The sequence below is a fragment of the Thioalkalivibrio sp. ALE11 genome (genome assembly GCF_000381205.1).
In the GTDB taxonomy this organism is placed as follows: Bacteria; Pseudomonadota; Gammaproteobacteria; order Ectothiorhodospirales; family Ectothiorhodospiraceae; genus Thioalkalivibrio.
In genome coordinates, this window is record NZ_KB906164.1 from 231,562 (window position 1) to 245,536 (window position 13,975).

16 protein-coding genes are annotated in these 13,975 nt (G+C 68.6%); 10 read left to right on the forward strand and 6 right to left on the reverse strand.

The annotated features are described in order from the left end of the window. Positions 1 to 84 precede the first annotated feature (84 nt). Both F620_RS0101100 and F620_RS0101105 read left to right on the forward strand, forming a co-directional pair. Positions 85 to 678, forward strand: a complete 594-nt coding sequence (locus F620_RS0101100) for a hypothetical protein (RefSeq protein WP_019569160.1) — start codon at positions 85 to 87, stop codon at positions 676 to 678. After that, positions 675 to 1,181, forward strand: coding sequence for a cytochrome c (locus F620_RS0101105; protein ID WP_019569161.1), 507 nt, complete (start codon positions 675 to 677; stop codon positions 1,179 to 1,181). The genes F620_RS0101100 and F620_RS0101105 overlap by 4 nt, the downstream gene beginning before the upstream one ends. 31 nt (positions 1,182 to 1,212) lie before the next feature. On the opposite strand, the gene F620_RS0101110 is transcribed toward F620_RS0101105, so the two are convergent. Both F620_RS0101110 and F620_RS0101115 read right to left on the reverse strand, forming a co-directional pair. After that, positions 1,213 to 3,981, reverse strand: coding sequence for a cation-transporting P-type ATPase (locus tag F620_RS0101110; RefSeq protein WP_019569162.1), 2,769 nt, complete (start codon positions 3,979 to 3,981; stop codon positions 1,213 to 1,215). Positions 3,982 to 4,135: 154 nt separating this feature from the next. Next, complete coding sequence (locus F620_RS0101115) at positions 4,136 to 4,672, reverse strand: outer membrane beta-barrel protein (RefSeq protein WP_026331269.1); 537 nt, start codon at positions 4,670 to 4,672, stop codon at positions 4,136 to 4,138. Between the two features lie 337 nt (positions 4,673 to 5,009). On the opposite strand from F620_RS0101115, the gene F620_RS0101120 reads away from it, so the two are divergent. Next, positions 5,010 to 5,339: a high-potential iron-sulfur protein gene (locus F620_RS0101120; RefSeq protein ID WP_019569164.1), complete on the forward strand. Its 330-nt coding sequence runs from the start codon at positions 5,010 to 5,012 to the stop codon at positions 5,337 to 5,339. A 27-nt stretch (positions 5,340 to 5,366) separates the two neighbouring features. Here the strand turns inward: F620_RS0101120 and F620_RS0101125 are convergent, their stop codons facing one another. Then, positions 5,367 to 6,149 carry a hypothetical protein gene (locus F620_RS0101125; RefSeq protein WP_019569165.1) on the reverse strand — a complete coding sequence of 261 codons (783 nt, stop codon included), beginning with the start codon at positions 6,147 to 6,149 and terminating at the stop codon, positions 5,367 to 5,369. A gap of 82 nt (positions 6,150 to 6,231) precedes the next feature. On the opposite strand from F620_RS0101125, the gene F620_RS0101130 reads away from it, so the two are divergent. Genes F620_RS0101130 through F620_RS0101145 form a run of 4 tightly spaced genes read left to right on the forward strand, consistent with a single transcriptional unit; the run spans position 6,232 to position 8,948 of the window. Continuing rightward, a complete protein-coding gene (locus tag F620_RS0101130) occupies positions 6,232 to 6,819 on the forward strand; it encodes a TetR/AcrR family transcriptional regulator (protein ID WP_019569166.1) in 588 nt (195 codons plus the stop codon). Further along, the gene (locus tag F620_RS0101135; RefSeq protein WP_019569167.1) at positions 6,816 to 7,382 is read left to right on the forward strand and encodes a carboxymuconolactone decarboxylase family protein; all 567 of its coding nucleotides are present in this window, start codon (positions 6,816 to 6,818) and stop codon (positions 7,380 to 7,382) included. The genes F620_RS0101130 and F620_RS0101135 overlap by 4 nt, the downstream gene beginning before the upstream one ends. A 53-nt stretch (positions 7,383 to 7,435) precedes the next feature. Then, complete coding sequence (locus tag F620_RS0101140) at positions 7,436 to 7,816, forward strand: DsrE family protein (RefSeq protein WP_019569168.1); 381 nt, start codon at positions 7,436 to 7,438, stop codon at positions 7,814 to 7,816. A 25-nt stretch (positions 7,817 to 7,841) separates the two neighbouring features. Continuing rightward, on the forward strand, positions 7,842 to 8,948 hold the full coding sequence (locus tag F620_RS0101145) for a DUF3524 domain-containing protein (protein ID WP_019569169.1): 1,107 nt from the start codon (positions 7,842 to 7,844) through the stop codon (positions 8,946 to 8,948). Here F620_RS0101145 and mltF read toward each other — a convergent pair. After that, a complete protein-coding gene (mltF, locus tag F620_RS0101150) occupies positions 8,920 to 10,365 on the reverse strand; it encodes a membrane-bound lytic murein transglycosylase MltF (RefSeq protein WP_019569170.1) in 1,446 nt (481 codons plus the stop codon). The genes F620_RS0101145 and mltF overlap by 29 nt on opposite strands. Before the next feature lie 179 nt (positions 10,366 to 10,544). Here mltF and F620_RS0101155 point away from each other — a divergent pair, with 179 nt between their 5' ends. Both F620_RS0101155 and F620_RS0101160 read left to right on the forward strand, forming a co-directional pair. After that, the gene (locus F620_RS0101155; RefSeq protein ID WP_019021292.1) at positions 10,545 to 10,748 is read left to right on the forward strand and encodes a DUF3185 family protein; all 204 of its coding nucleotides are present in this window, start codon (positions 10,545 to 10,547) and stop codon (positions 10,746 to 10,748) included. Positions 10,749 to 10,839: 91 nt separating this feature from the next. Continuing rightward, the gene (locus F620_RS0101160; RefSeq protein WP_019569171.1) at positions 10,840 to 12,138 is read left to right on the forward strand and encodes an OmpP1/FadL family transporter; all 1,299 of its coding nucleotides are present in this window, start codon (positions 10,840 to 10,842) and stop codon (positions 12,136 to 12,138) included. Here F620_RS0101160 and F620_RS0101165 read toward each other — a convergent pair. Then, a complete protein-coding gene (locus F620_RS0101165) occupies positions 12,132 to 13,136 on the reverse strand; it encodes a matrixin family metalloprotease (RefSeq protein ID WP_019569172.1) in 1,005 nt (334 codons plus the stop codon). The genes F620_RS0101160 and F620_RS0101165 overlap by 7 nt on opposite strands. A gap of 98 nt (positions 13,137 to 13,234) precedes the next feature. Between F620_RS0101165 and F620_RS0101170 the strand changes: the two genes are divergently transcribed. Continuing rightward, positions 13,235 to 13,657, forward strand: coding sequence for a DUF3617 family protein (locus F620_RS0101170; RefSeq protein WP_018946474.1), 423 nt, complete (start codon positions 13,235 to 13,237; stop codon positions 13,655 to 13,657). A 29-nt stretch (positions 13,658 to 13,686) separates the two neighbouring features. Here F620_RS0101170 and F620_RS0101175 read toward each other — a convergent pair whose 3' ends face one another. After that, a complete protein-coding gene (locus tag F620_RS0101175; protein ID WP_018870091.1) occupies positions 13,687 to 13,908 on the reverse strand; it encodes a hypothetical protein in 222 nt (73 codons plus the stop codon). Positions 13,909 to 13,975: the final 67 nt, after the last annotated feature.

Below are 13,975 nucleotides of genomic sequence, written 5' to 3' on the forward strand. Positions count from 1 at the left end.
GCCGTCGCGCACGGAACTGGGGAAACTACACCGGGCCGCACTCGTCTACCATGGTGGACAAATCGAGGCATCCGGAGACTCCTCATGACCCGCAATCCAGCCACCCGACTGTTACTCCTGGCCGTGCTCGGGCTCCTGCTGGCGCTGCCACCGGCCACCTGGGCGGAATCCGGCGACGGGACCACCGCTGCCGAAACCACCAGCGAGTCGATGAAGAGCCTGCGCGAGGACTGGCAGCAGCGCCGCGAGCAGCTGCAGCGCGATGCCGAAGAAGGCGACGAGACCGCACGCGAGCGCACCCGGGATACCCTGGACGCGATGGATGACACCCTGCAGCGCCTGCACCGGGAGGCCAGCGAGACCTGGGACGATCTCGCCGACACCACGCGCGAAAACCGCGACCGGGCCTTGCAGGCCCTGGACGACGAACGCGATGCCCTGGCCGCCTGGTACGACGACATGGAACTGCGCAGCGGGCGCGCCGGCGGGTCGATCCGCGAAGGCTCGCGCAAGGCCTGGGAAGGCGTGCGGGACGGCTCGCGCGAGGCCTGGGGCGGCGTCCGCGAAGGTTCCCGCGAGGTCTGGGATGGCGTGCGCGACGGCTCGCGCGACGCCTGGGACGGGGTCCGTGATGCCTTCGGCGGGGACGACGCGCCGGACGAAGGAGAAGCCGAATGACCGCGACCCTGCGGGCCTCCCCGCTTCTCGCCCTGGCCCTGGCCCTGCTGGTGACCGGCTGTGACGGCGGCTTCTGGTCCGGCGAGCCGGAACACCGCGAACGCACCGACAACCCGGAGATCCTCGCGCGCGGCGAGCACCTCTACCAGCAGTACTGCGCGGCCTGCCATGGCGAGGACCGCGAGGGGGCGGAGAACTGGCACCAGCCGGACGAAGACGGCAACTGGCCCCCGCCGCCGCTCGACGGCTCGGCCCACACCTGGCACCACCCCTGGTGGCAGCTCAAGGACATGATCCGTTACGGCGGCCAGGCCCGTGGCGGCACCATGCCCTCGTTCGAGGAACAGATCGACGAAGAAGACGCCGAGGCCATCATCTACTGGCTGCAGTCGCACTGGCCCGACGAGGTGTACGAGGCCTGGCTGGACTACGACCGCAACACCCCCACACCCGCAGACTGGGAAGAGGCCACCGGCCGCGAGTGGGTCACCCACACCGACTGATACCGGCCGGGCCGGGACCTGACCAGCCCGGTCAGGTCCCGGCCCCGGCCCACCCCATGCGCCGGAACACCAGCTTCTCGCCTTCCACGATCAGGAACACGGCTAGCCCGAACAGCAGGATGCGCGCCCAGTCCCCGGTATCGATGGCGGTGGTGCCGAACAGGGTGTGCATCACCGGCACGTAGGTGAACGCCAGCTGCAGCACGACCAGCACCCCGATGGCGATCCACATCGCTCGCGAGCGGAACAGCTCGCCGCCCGCCAGCACCGGCTGATGGATCAGGCGCAGGTTCAGCAGGTAGAAGGCCTGACCGGCCACCAGGGTGTTGATGGCCACGGTGCGGGCGAGGTCATCGGCCACCCCCAGCACCTCCTCCATGTACACGAAGTGGCCGAAGGTCCCCAGCCACAGCAGGATCGCCACGAACGGGATGCGCCACAGCAAAAAGCCCGACAGCAGCGGGGTATCGGGCGCACGCGGCGGACGGCCCATCACCCCCGGCTCGGTCCGTTCAAAGGCCAGCGCCATCGCCAGGGTCACCGAGGTCACCATGTTGACCCAAAGCACCTGCACCGGGGTCAGCGGCAGGGCCAGGCCCATCAGGATCGCCATCATGATGGTCAGCGACTGCCCGGCATTGGTGGGCAGCATGTGCAGAATGGCCTTGCGGATGTTGTCGTAGACCGTGCGGCCTTCTTCCACCGCATGCGCGATGGAGGCGAAGTTGTCGTCCGCCAGCACCATCTCCGAGGCCTCCTTGGCCGCCTCGGTCCCCTTGTGCCCCATGGCCACGCCAACATCCGCGCGCTTGAGGGCCGGCGCGTCGTTCACCCCGTCCCCGGTCATGGACACGATACGGCCATTGCCCTGCAGCGCCCTGACGAGCCGCAGCTTGTGCTCCGGCGTGGTACGCGCGAACACGTCGGTGTCTTCCACCGCGCGCGCCAGTTCGTCGTCGTCCATGGCCTCCAGCTGCTGCCCGGTCAGCGTGCCGCCCTCGCCGCGCAGGCCCAGCTGCTCGCCGATCGCCCGCGCGGTGGCCGCATGGTCGCCGGTGATCATCTTGACCCGGATCCCGGCCCGCTGGCAGTCGGCGACCGCGGCGATCGCCTCGTCGCGGGGCGGATCGATGATCCCCACCAGCGCCAGCAGGATGAATCCGCCCTGTTCCACGTCACCATAGGTCAGCTCGCGCTGCTCGGCGGTGGTGGCGCGCCGGGCGATGGCCAGCAGGCGCTGACCGCGCGCCGCGATCGCGTCCATCGACGCATGCCATTCATCCGCCCGCAGCGGCTCGCGACCGTCGGCGGTGGCCTGGTGCTCGCACAGCTCCAGCACCCGTTCCGGGGCCCCCTTCAGGTAGATGCGCCCGTGGCCGTCGTGGTCGTGATGCAGGGTCGCCATGTAACGGTGATCCGACTCGAACGGGATCACGTCGGTGCGCGGCAGGCATTCGTGCTCGTGACGCGTGCTCAGGCCGGCCTTGAACGCCGCCGTCACCAGCGCCCCCTCGGTGGGGTCGCCCTGCATCACCCACTGGCCGTCCTTTTCGAAAACCTCTGCGTCGTTGCACAGCAATCCCGCACGCAGGACCTCTTCCAGACACGGGGCATCGGCCGGCTCCACCTCTACCCCGTCACGCGTGAAATCGCCGTGCGGCGCATAACCGACCCCGCTGACCCCGTATTCCCCAGCACCGGTCATCAGCGCCTGCACGGTCATCTCGTTGCGGGTCAGGGTCCCGGTCTTGTCGGAACAGATCGCCGACACCGAACCCAGCGTCTCCACCGCCGGCAGCTTGCGGATGATCGCGTTGCGCCGGGCCATCTTCTGCACCCCGATGGCCAGGGCGATGGTCAGGATCGCCGGCAGGCCCTCGGGGATGGTGGACACCGCCAGACTGGCGGCCGCCAGGAACATCTCGTCCAGCGGGTAATCGCGCACCCAGAAGCCGAAGGCAAAGGTCGCCGCCGAGATGACGATGATGACGCCGGCCAGCCAGCGGCCGAACTGCGCCACCTGGCGCACCAGCGGCGTCTCGAGGCTCTCCACCTCGCCCAGCATGGTGGAGATGCGCCCGATCTCGGTATCGCCGCCGGTGGCCACCACCACCCCGGTACCCCGGCCGAAGGACACCAGCGTGCCGGAGAACGCCATGCCGCGCCGATCGCCCAGGTCGGCGCCTTCATCGACCGCGGCCGTATCCTTCTCGACCGCCACCGACTCCCCGGTCAGCACCGCCTCTTCGACCTGCAGGTTGCGGGTTTCGAACAGCCGCACGTCGGCCGGCACGCGATCCCCGGCCTGGAGATACACGACATCCCCCGGCACCAGGCTGTCGGCGGGAACCTCGCGGCGTTCGCCGTCGCGCCGCACCACCGCCTGCGGCGAGAGCATCCTGCGGATCGCGTCCAGCGCCTTTTCCGCCTTGCCCTCCTGGACGAAGCCGATCAGCGTGTTGATCAGCACCACCGCCAGGATCACCCCGGTGTCCACCCAGTGGCCCAGCAGGGCGGTCCCGATGGCCGCCAGCACCAGGATGTAGATCAGGATGTTGTGGAAATGACGCAGGAAACGCCGCAGCACCCCGGCCTTTTCCGGCGGCTTGAGGGCGTTGGGGCCGAAACGCTCCAGCCGTTCACGGGCCGCGTCGCCGCTCAGCCCCTCGCGTGCGGCGTCGTGGCGCCGCAGGGCCTCGTCGGCTTCCAGTGCATGCCACGCAGTGGTGGCACCGGTATCGTCCCCCGAGCCGCCGGGCGTGTCAGGAGTGTCAGGGGCATCGGGACGGGATTCATCCATGGGCGGGCTTCATCCGGGTGGTTGGTGCGTCACGGTTCAATCCTGTCGGAGTTCGGCGCCGGCCACAAGCCCGCCGATTCCGTGACAGAACGCACAAAAAAGGCCGCCCCGGTCGCCCGGGACGGCCCTTTTTCTCAGTGAAGGCCCTGCCGGTTCAGAAATTGAAACCGACCTTGGCCATCACGCGCATGTTGTCCATGTCCTCGCGCGAGCCGGCGAAGCGATCGCTCTCGGTTATCTGGTAGCGCGCTTCCATGCCGACGAACAGGGTGTCGTCCACGTCGTACTGCACCGAGCCGCCGAACTGCCCGGCCCACAGACCGTTGCGGTCACCGTCCAGCTTGGTGTTTACATAGCCCAGCCCGGGCCCGAAGCCCACGGTCACGCTGTCGGCAACTTCAAACTCCCAGTGGGTGTTCAGTTCGGTGCTGGTCATCCGCAGCGGGCCGTCGTCGAACTCGGTCACGCTCAGACGATGGCGCAGCACGCCGTTGTCCGGCTGGAACAGCAGGCAGTCGGCGCCGATTTCCAGACCATAGGCCGGGTCATCTCGCAGATCGGAGTCGGTGGTCCAGAGGCCACCCCCCATCACCGCAAAGCTCGGGTTGAGCCCCATCCCGTCGGCGCTGGCGGTGCCGACCGCCAGGAGCGGAGCGGCGGCCATAGCGAACATCATCCTGCGTACCTGCATGTCGAACTCCCGGAAAAGCTTGTGTTTCACGGTAGTTTAACGCTGACACCCGATCCGTAAAACTGCCCGGGGCAGGTGCTGGTGCCCCGCAAGCCTGCCGGAGGCGGTACCGATCGACCGCACCGGCGGGAGCGGAAGGAATTTCCCGCGAGCCCGTGTCATCTACTCAGGCTGAGGCCGATGCGCAGACCGGAGTCCCGCGACACGGATCCCGGATCTGGCCGGGAACCCTCATCGTCTGTAACACTCGAAAACAGCGTCCGGAATACACAGTAAAAAACACCGGACGTTGTCAGCGAAGAACATTCACAAGCCTACGCAAGTACGGAGGTTCCCCATGTCCGACAAGCACAACGCCGATCGCCGTGCCTTCCTGCGCCGTGCATCCGCCGCGGTAGCCGCCATTCCGGTGGTGAGCCTGATGGGCACGCAGTCCGTCCACGCCGCGGACGAGAAGGCCGAAGACGGTCACGCCCACGACTATGTCAACGACGCGGCCGATGCCGCGGATCACCCGCAGTTCCAGGAAGGCGCGCGCTGCGACAACTGCGCCTTCTGGAACGCCAACGCGGATGCCCCGGAAGGCTGGGGCGGCTGCTTCCACCAAGACTTCCAGAACGTCCTGGTGAACGAAGGCGGCTGGTGCGACGCGCACGTGATGAGCTGATTCACGGGCACGTCCCGACCCCGCCGGTCACGCATCGGCGGGGTCTTCCCTCACGGTCTCCGCGTCCTCCGACGCTCCGCCGGCATCGCGATAAACCACCCGCCGGTCAGTGATCTCGAATTCCCCCTCGGCGTGCCACACGTCGCCCGCCAGCATGCGTTCGTCCAGACGTTCGAACAGGCGCTGCAGCGCCAGCGCAATGGCCTCCCGGGCTCGCACGTCCAGACCGTATCCTTCCCAGTTCGCGCGCGCGCTCGCCAGACGCGCGTACCCGGCCTGCACGAAACCCGCAACCAGCAGTGCCCGCAGGGCCCCCTGCCCCGCCCACTGCGCCAGCCCGCGCAGATGTTCCGGATCGGGGCGCGTATCCGTCACGGGCCGCAGGGCTTGCGGCAACAGGGCCGGCCAGTCGTCCGCGACCGGGCGCCCGGGCAACAGGTCCTCGTCGATCATCTGACGATAGTCCTCCACCGGATCCGAGCCCGTGCGCAGCGCCAGCTGCATCAGCGCCCCCGCCTCGTCGAGGTAACCGGACAGCGCGAAGCCGCACAGATGGTGATCCACGATGTCATGCACGAAGACCGAGGTGGGGATGCGTTCGCCGGTGAACGGGGTCGCGGCAATCACATCCTCGCCCAGTCCGGGAAGGGCCAGCTTCCAGCCGCGCGCGCCGAAGCCATCCTCCCATGTCCTGCGATACCGCACCGGCACATGCACCGGCGACGTGGCCGATCCACCGGAGGTACCCGGGGCCCCGTCATCCGAAACACCCCGTGCAGAGCCATTCGCTTCGTTCATGGGATCTGCCATCGGATCTCCTCCTCTTGCGTTTACCGATCGGTCAACTAGACTGTAGATCATGACGACCGGAGACCAAAGCCGACAGGCCCTGATGAATGCCACCCGCGGTCTCGTGCTCACCCGCAGCTACGGTTCGGTGGGCATCGCCGGCATCTGCGAGCGCGCCGGCGTGCGGCGCGGCAGCCTGTATCACTTCTTCCCGGGCAAGGAGGATCTGGTCATCGCCACGCTGGAGGCGCTGTACGGCGAGTTCGAGGCGGAAGTCCTGCAGCCCGCCCTGCGCGGCCCCGGCGGACTGCGCGAGCGGATCACCGCCTTCGTCGGCGCGATCCACGCATTCCAGGCCCGCATGCAGGCCGCGGAGGGCCGCCTTCCCGGCTGCCCGTTCGGCAGCCTGGCGGTGGAAACCGGCACGCAGAGCCCGCGCCTGCGCGCAGCCATGCAGGGCCATCTGGACGCGATCCGCGCGCAATTCCGCGCGGCCCTCGACACGGCCGTGGCGCACGGCGAACTGGACGCACGCACCGACACCGCCCGCCTCGCCGATCACTGGCTCGCGCTGATGGAGGGCATCCTGCTGATGGCGCGGGCGGAACAGGACGCGGACACCATCCTGCGCCTGGCCCCGGCGCTGCAGGATCTGCTGCTCACCACCCATCCCGACGGAGACGCGCCATGACGACCGAATCCGATTTCCCACTGCACGACCGCGCATCGGCCCCCGCGGCCGCCGCCAGTTTCGACCGCGCCGAGGCCACCTTCGGCATGGTCCCCAACCTGATCCGCAAGATGGCCACCGTCCCGGCCCTGGCCGCGGCCTATCTCGATCTCAACGAACTCCTGCAGCAGACCTCGCTGAGCGGCGAGGAACAGGCCGTGCTCCTGCTCACCGTCAGCCGTTTCCACGCCTGTGATTACTGCATGGCCGCCCACAGCATGACCGGCCGCATGGCCGGCGTCGCCGATTCGGTGGTGGACGCCCTGCGCGAGGACCGGCCGCTGGAGGACCCCGCGCTGGAGGCCCTGCGCGGGTTTGCCCGGGCCATGCTGGAACACCGCGGCTGGGTGGACGAGAAGGACAAGCAGGCCTTTCTGGAGGCCGGCCACACCCCGCAGAAGATGCTGGAGGTCATCCTCGCCATCGGCCTCAAGACACTGTCCAACTACACCAACCACCTCGCCGCCACACCGGTGGACGAGCCGATGCAGGGCGAACGCTGGACCGCCCCGACCGGCGGCTGAGGCGAACCACACTCCGGGACACACCGGAGAAAGCGAAACTGGAGGAGCACACGATGAGTGAAGAAGAGACCGCCGATCTGGTGATCATCATGATCACCGGCCCCGAAAACAAACGGCGCCTGCCCTCGGCCTTTTTCCTGGCCGCGACGGCCGCCGCGCACGAGCAGAACGTCATCATGTATTTCACCGGCCCGGCGACCGAACTGCTGGGCAGCGGGACTGCCGAGGCGCTGTACCCGATGGAAGGCGGGAAGAGCATCGCCGATTTCATGCAGAACGCCGTGGACAACGGTGTCCGGATCATGGGCTGTCGTCAGTCACTGGATCTCAACGGGATGAGCGAAGACGACCTCAGTGATCCCGAGCTGCCACTGCTGACGCCCTCCCAGGCCCTTCCATCACTGGGTACGGCGGGCAAGGTTCTGACCTGGTAAGCAACAGGAACGCGATGCAATCCGGATGAACGAAGCCGTCCGTCCGCGTGTGCTGCTGCTGTCGGCCTATCGTGCCGACAGCCATGCCGCGTGGGCGGACGCCCTGGTGACCGCCTTTCCCGGCATCGACTGGCAGCGCTTCGAACTGCCCGGGCGCCATTTCCGCTGGCGCATCCGCGGCAACCCGATCTCGTGGCTGGATGCGCTGGAAGGCGTGCGCCCCGATGCGATCGTCGCCACCTCGATGGTGGATCTGGCCACGCTGCGGGGCCTGCACCCGCCGCTGGCGGCCCTGCCCGCGCTGTACTACTTCCACGAAAACCAGTTCGCCTACCCGGTGGGCGAGCATCAGGTGCGCTCCATCGAGCCGCAGATAGTGCAGGTCTACGGCGCGCTGTCCGCCGGGCGCATCGCATTCAACTCCGCATTCAATCGCGACTCCTTCCTCGACGGCCTGCGGGCCCTGTTGCGGCGCATGCCCGACGCAGTCCCGCCCGGCGTCCCCGAGCGCCTGGCCGAGCGGACGCACGTACTTCCGGTCCCGGTCGCGCCGCCGCGGCGACCCGACGGGGGCACGCCGGAACGCGACCCGAGGCTGATCCTGTGGAACCATCGCTGGGAATACGACAAGCGCCCCGAACTCTTCGCCGAGGCGCTGGAAAGACTGGCCGCGCGCGGGCGGGACTTCCGCCTGGCCCTGCTGGGTCCGCGTCCGGAACCGCCCCCCGACGCCCTGCAGCGCATCCGGCAGCGTTTCGGTGAACGGATCGAGGCCGACGGGCGCCAGCCGCGGGAGGAATACGACGCCCTGCTGCGGCGGGCGGGCATCGTGGTCAGCACCACCGCACACGAATTCCAGGGACTGTCGATGCTGGAGGCCAGCGGCGCCGGCGCGCGTCCGCTGGTCCCGGACGCCCTTTGCTACCCGGAGCAGTATCCGCCCGAATACCGCTATCCGGCCGGCGACCCCGAGGCCCTGGCCGCGCGACTGGACAGCTGGCTGACCGACGGCCTGCCGCCACCGGTGGACGTCTCGGCGCTGGAAACCGACGCGCTGCTGCCCGCCTGGGCGCGGGCCCTGGAGGACCTGACCGGGAGCGTGCTCAGTCCAGCGCCACTCGCGACCCGGTGAGCGGCGCCGATTCGTCCTCGACGAACACCGGCCGGATCACGTCGCGGTAATTGCGGATGCGCTGGACGTAGTACACCGGCTGGTAGCCACGCGCATAGCCGTAACGCAGGTCGCTGTAGTAACGCTCCTCGGTCAGCAGTGGCAGCACCTCGCGCATGTCCGCCCAGCGGTCGGGATCACGGCCCAGCTCGCGCGCCAGGCGCCGCGCGTCCAGCAGATGCCCGCGGCCGATGTTGTAGCTGGCCAGCGCGAGATAGGTGCGGTCCGGTTCCGGAATGTCTTCATCCAGGCGCTCGTGCATCTGACGCAGGTAACGCGCGCCGCCGCGAATGCTCTGCTCCGGATCCAGGCGATCCTCGATCCCCAGCTCCTGCGCGGTGCGCTGCGTCAGCATCATCAGGCCGCGCACCCCGGTGGGACTGCGGGCCTCCGGATCCCAGTGCGACTCCTGGTAGGCCAGCGCGGCCAGCAGGTCGGCGGGCAGTTCGTACTCGTCCGCGGCCTCCTCGAACACCGGCCGGAAGTCCGGCAGCCGCTGGTCGATGCGCCGGGTCAGCGCGCGCAGGTCGACGAAATCGAATTCGGGTACATAGGCGTAGTACAGCTCGTCCACCCGGGCGCGGGCCTGCGTGCCCTCGTCGGTGTCCATCCAGGCGCGCGCCTGTGCGGCCAGCCCCTCGAAATCGGGGTGCAGGTACCAGCCGATCGCGCGGACGTCACTCAGGTCGAAGGCCACTTCCAGATGCGGGAACATCCGCCGGTTGAGTTCGGCGATATACGAATCCGCCACGGTGCAGTCCAGCCGGCCCTCTTCCACGGCCGCCAGCAGCCGCTCGGTACCCTCGGGCTCGGCACGGTAGGGCACGGGCTCCTCCAGCGCCTGCAGCGTTTCCACGTAGGCACTGCTGGCACTCACCGCCAGCTCCAGCCCGTCCAGATCGGCGGCCGTCTGCGGCTGCGGACGCTGGTCACGATGACAGACGACCTGCTCGGTCACCTCGGTGTGCTGCGGCCCGCGGAGGAAATCGGCATCGCGCGACTCGAGGTGCGTGAGCCCGGCCGCGGCCATGTGGACCTCTCCCGAGGCGAGGGCCCGCAGCACGGCATCGACCGAATCCACCACCTGCCACTCGACGTCCCAGCCGCGGGCGTCGGCGAACGCCTCCACCAGATCGTGTTCGGGGCCCGCGGTCTCGGTATGGCGGTCGTAGAACCAGGCGGTGGGTGCGTTGCGGGTGACCACCACCAGTTCGCCCGCTTCCTCCGGATGTGCCAGCGCGGACGCCTCCACCCCGGGCACCTCGGACTGCCCTTCGCCGGGGCCGCAGGCCATCAGTATGGCCGCGCCGGTGGCCATCAGGCCCGACCGAAACCAGTGACGCGCATGCTGCGAACGATGGAGCAAGATCGATGACATGAGATCCCTCCCGATTGGCTGTCTCCTGACAACCCACTATCCTGAATGGTCATTGCTACCTTCGGGCACTGAGACCCCGTTCACAACCAACCCCGACATGATCAGGGTTGGGGTGCGGAACCCGCAGCCGCCCCGGATGATCCACCCAAGCAGCCTCGACCGCCGCCAGGGACACCGACATGGAATACGCCCCACTGCTGGACATCTTCGGCATCATCCTGCTGGTCGCCGGCGCCATTACCGCGCTGGTCGCCGTGCAGGATGCCTTCACCCGGCGCGAACGGGCACGCCCGGTGATCGGCCGCTTCACCACCCGCACCCTGGGGCTGGCCGGTGGCGGCGCGGCGGCCGCCGCCATCGGGCTCGCCCTGCTGCTGATTTAAGCCGGCCCTTGTATCCGGCCGGCGGGGTCGCTACCTTCGGCTGCCAGTCGGATCACGAGAATCCGTGTCACGGGTGTGAAGGGGGGGAACCATGCCTGTTCGACCGCGCCATCTCGCGGCCGCGGCCATCGCCGCGCCGCTCGGTCTGGCCCCGGCCACCGTGCTGGCCGCCGGCTTCTACCTGCAGGAACAGGGGGTCACCGGCCTGGGCCGGGCCTATGCCGGCGAGGCCGCCATCGCCTCCGACGCCAGCACCATCTATTTCAACCCCGCCGGCATGACCCGCCTGGAAAGCGCCGAGGTGCAGGCCAGTGCGCATCTGCTGTTCCCGCGCTCCAGCACCCGCAACGACGGCTCGAGCTTCACGAATGCGAACGGCCAGACGCTCCCCGTGGAAGGCAGCGAGGGCGACAACCCCTACGACCCCACCCCGCTGCCCAGTTTCTACTGGGCCGAGCCACAGTCGGATCGCGTATGGCTGGGCTTCGGCCTGGGCACCCATTTCGGACTGAAGGGCGAGTACGACGACGATTTCTTCGCCCGCTACGACTCGCTGGAGACCGACCTGCGGGTGCTCAATCTGCAGCCCAGCATCGCCGTGCAGGTCAGCGACCGGGTCTCCGTCGGCGGCGGCATCGACCTGCAGTACGCCGATGCCACGCTGCGTGCGGCCATCCCGGACCCGATTGGTCCGGATCCGGCACTCGACGGCGAATACCGCCTGGAAGGGGACAGCTGGGACGTGGGGTACAACCTCGGCGTGCTGATCGACCTCGCGGACACCACTCGCCTCGGGTTGCACTATCGCAGCGGGGTGACCCACACGCTCAAGGGCACTGCCCGGGTGTCCATGCCCGAAAACGGCCCGATCAGCCGACCGGTGATCGCAACCGGCGAGGCCGACCTCAAACTCCCGGACATCGCCAGCGCCGGGCTCAGCCATCGCTTCAACGAACGCTGGACCGGGCTGCTGCAGTACACCTGGTTCAACTGGTCGAACTTCGACGAGATCGCGGTGGAGTCCGCCAACCCGCTCGCCGAACAGGAGCTGGAGCAGGACTATCGCAACAGCTACGCCCTGGCGATCGGGGCCGAATACGAGCCCAACCCGGCCTGGACCCTGCGCGGCGGCATCCAGTACGACCGCACCCCCACCCGCGACAGCCACCGCTCGACCCGAACCCCGGACGGCGACCGCACCTGGCTGTCGCTGGGGGCCTCCTGGCATCCGTCGGAACGACTGAGCGTCGACCTCGGTTACTCCTACGTCCACGTGTCGAGCGAGGACATAGAACTGACCCGCGAATTCGACACCGGCACGGTGGAATACAGCGGCAGCACCCGCGGGCGGGTGAACATCCTGTCGGCAGGGCTGCGCTACCGCTACTGACCCCCTGCAGGCCCGGAAGACCCGGCGGGCTCGGTGGTCACGTCGCAGGCCTGTTCCAGCGCACGCCGGTCGGCCTCCGCGAGTCGCTCGCGCCCCGCATTCTCGGCACCCAGACTGGCGTGCATCACCGCCGCCGGATCCGCAACATGGCCGATGCCCAGCGCATGGCCCAGCTCGTGCGCCAGCACCAGCGTCAGCCGTTCGCGGTCGGCGGCCTGATAGACCGTGATGGCGCGTCCGTCGGCGGACTGTTCGTACAGTCCCACGTTGAATCCGGTCGCTCCGCGCGAGCGCTCGTTGTAACCGTCCGCACGGGCGTTGTAGTCCGCGATCGCCGCGTCCAGCTCCGCCCGGCGTTGTTCCAGTTCTTCGCGGCGTTCGTCCAGTCGCTCGGCCCGCCGGTTCAGCTGGCGCCGCTGGCCCTCGATGGCCTCCGCTTCGCGCTCCAGCCGCGCGCGACGCGCCTCGCTGCGGCTCCCCTCGCCGGCATTCCAGGCGGAAACGTCGCGCCGGTGAGCCGCCTGGCGCTCTGCCAGGTCTTCGCGGTCTTCCCCGTGGCGGCGGAGATCCGCCTCCAGCGCGGAGCGCGCGTGATCCAGACGCTCGCGCCGTCGCTCGATCTCCGCGTACCGTTCTTCCAGCCCCGCGCGGTCCTGCTCGCGCCGCAGGGCCTCGGCCTGCCGCTCGTCGAACACCAGCCGCACGGCCACGCCCTCGCCCGCCCGCTCGCGAAACAGCCGGGCATCGGTCACCGCCTCCCACATCCGGCGGGCATCGCGCAGGGCCGCGCGCACTTCGTGTTCCTCCAGACCGAACGCCGTGTCGACCCGATCGAGATTAAAGGTCACCGGGAGCCGGCACCCCGGCGCAACCGGGTGCTCCGCGAACGCGGCCGGGGCCGGCGCGTCCGCCTCCCGCGCGTCGTCCTGCACCAGCTCGCGCCAGGCTCCGGCCGCGACCAGCACAACGATCAGCGGCAACCACCAGCGTCCCGTCATTGCGTACTCCTCGTCCCCTCCAAATGCAGAGTTGCCACACCTCCGGCCCCCATGCAAGATGGATCGGGAAAGCCCTTTTCCGCATCCGGAGAACCGTCATGCTGCGATTCCTGATCCCGCTGGCCCTGCTGGCCCTGCCCGTGGCCGCTCAGGCCGAGACCCCCAACATCGAACCCGGCGAATGGGAGTACACCCATACGACCACCATCGAAGGCATGCCCCAGATGCAGGACCAGGTCGAAGTCACCCGCGAATGCGTGACGCAGGAAGACATCGAAAAGGGCGAGGACGTCATCGAGGTTCCGGAAGAATGCACCCTGGATCACGTGGACGTCCGCTCCGACGGCGCCGACTTCGCCATGACCTGCACCGATCCGCAGGGCGGCCGCGCCACCATGGAAGGCGAGATGCGCTTCATGGGAACGCGTTCCGAAGGCACCATGACCACCGACGTCGACAGCCCCATGGGCCCGATGACGATCATCATGGAGATCGAGGGCGAGCGCATCGGGGACTGCTGAGCCGTGGCTCGACCCGCGGGACGAACGGACTACAGCAGTCCCAGATGTTCCGTCAGCAGGTACCAGACGACATACCCCCCGTACAGGATCAGGAAGATCACGCTGAGGATGGTGATCGGCCGATAACCCTTGATCCGCACCTCGTAGGAGATGTCCTCGCCGCGTGCCCGGCGGCGGCGGACCTCCAGCCAGCGCGACACCCGCCACCAGATGAACAGCAGGATCAGGATCGCGGTCAGGAACTTCAGCATCGGGGGAATCTTCTCGCAGTGGTGCTGAACGCGACACTACCCGAGAACGCCGCGCGCCGCATCGTGG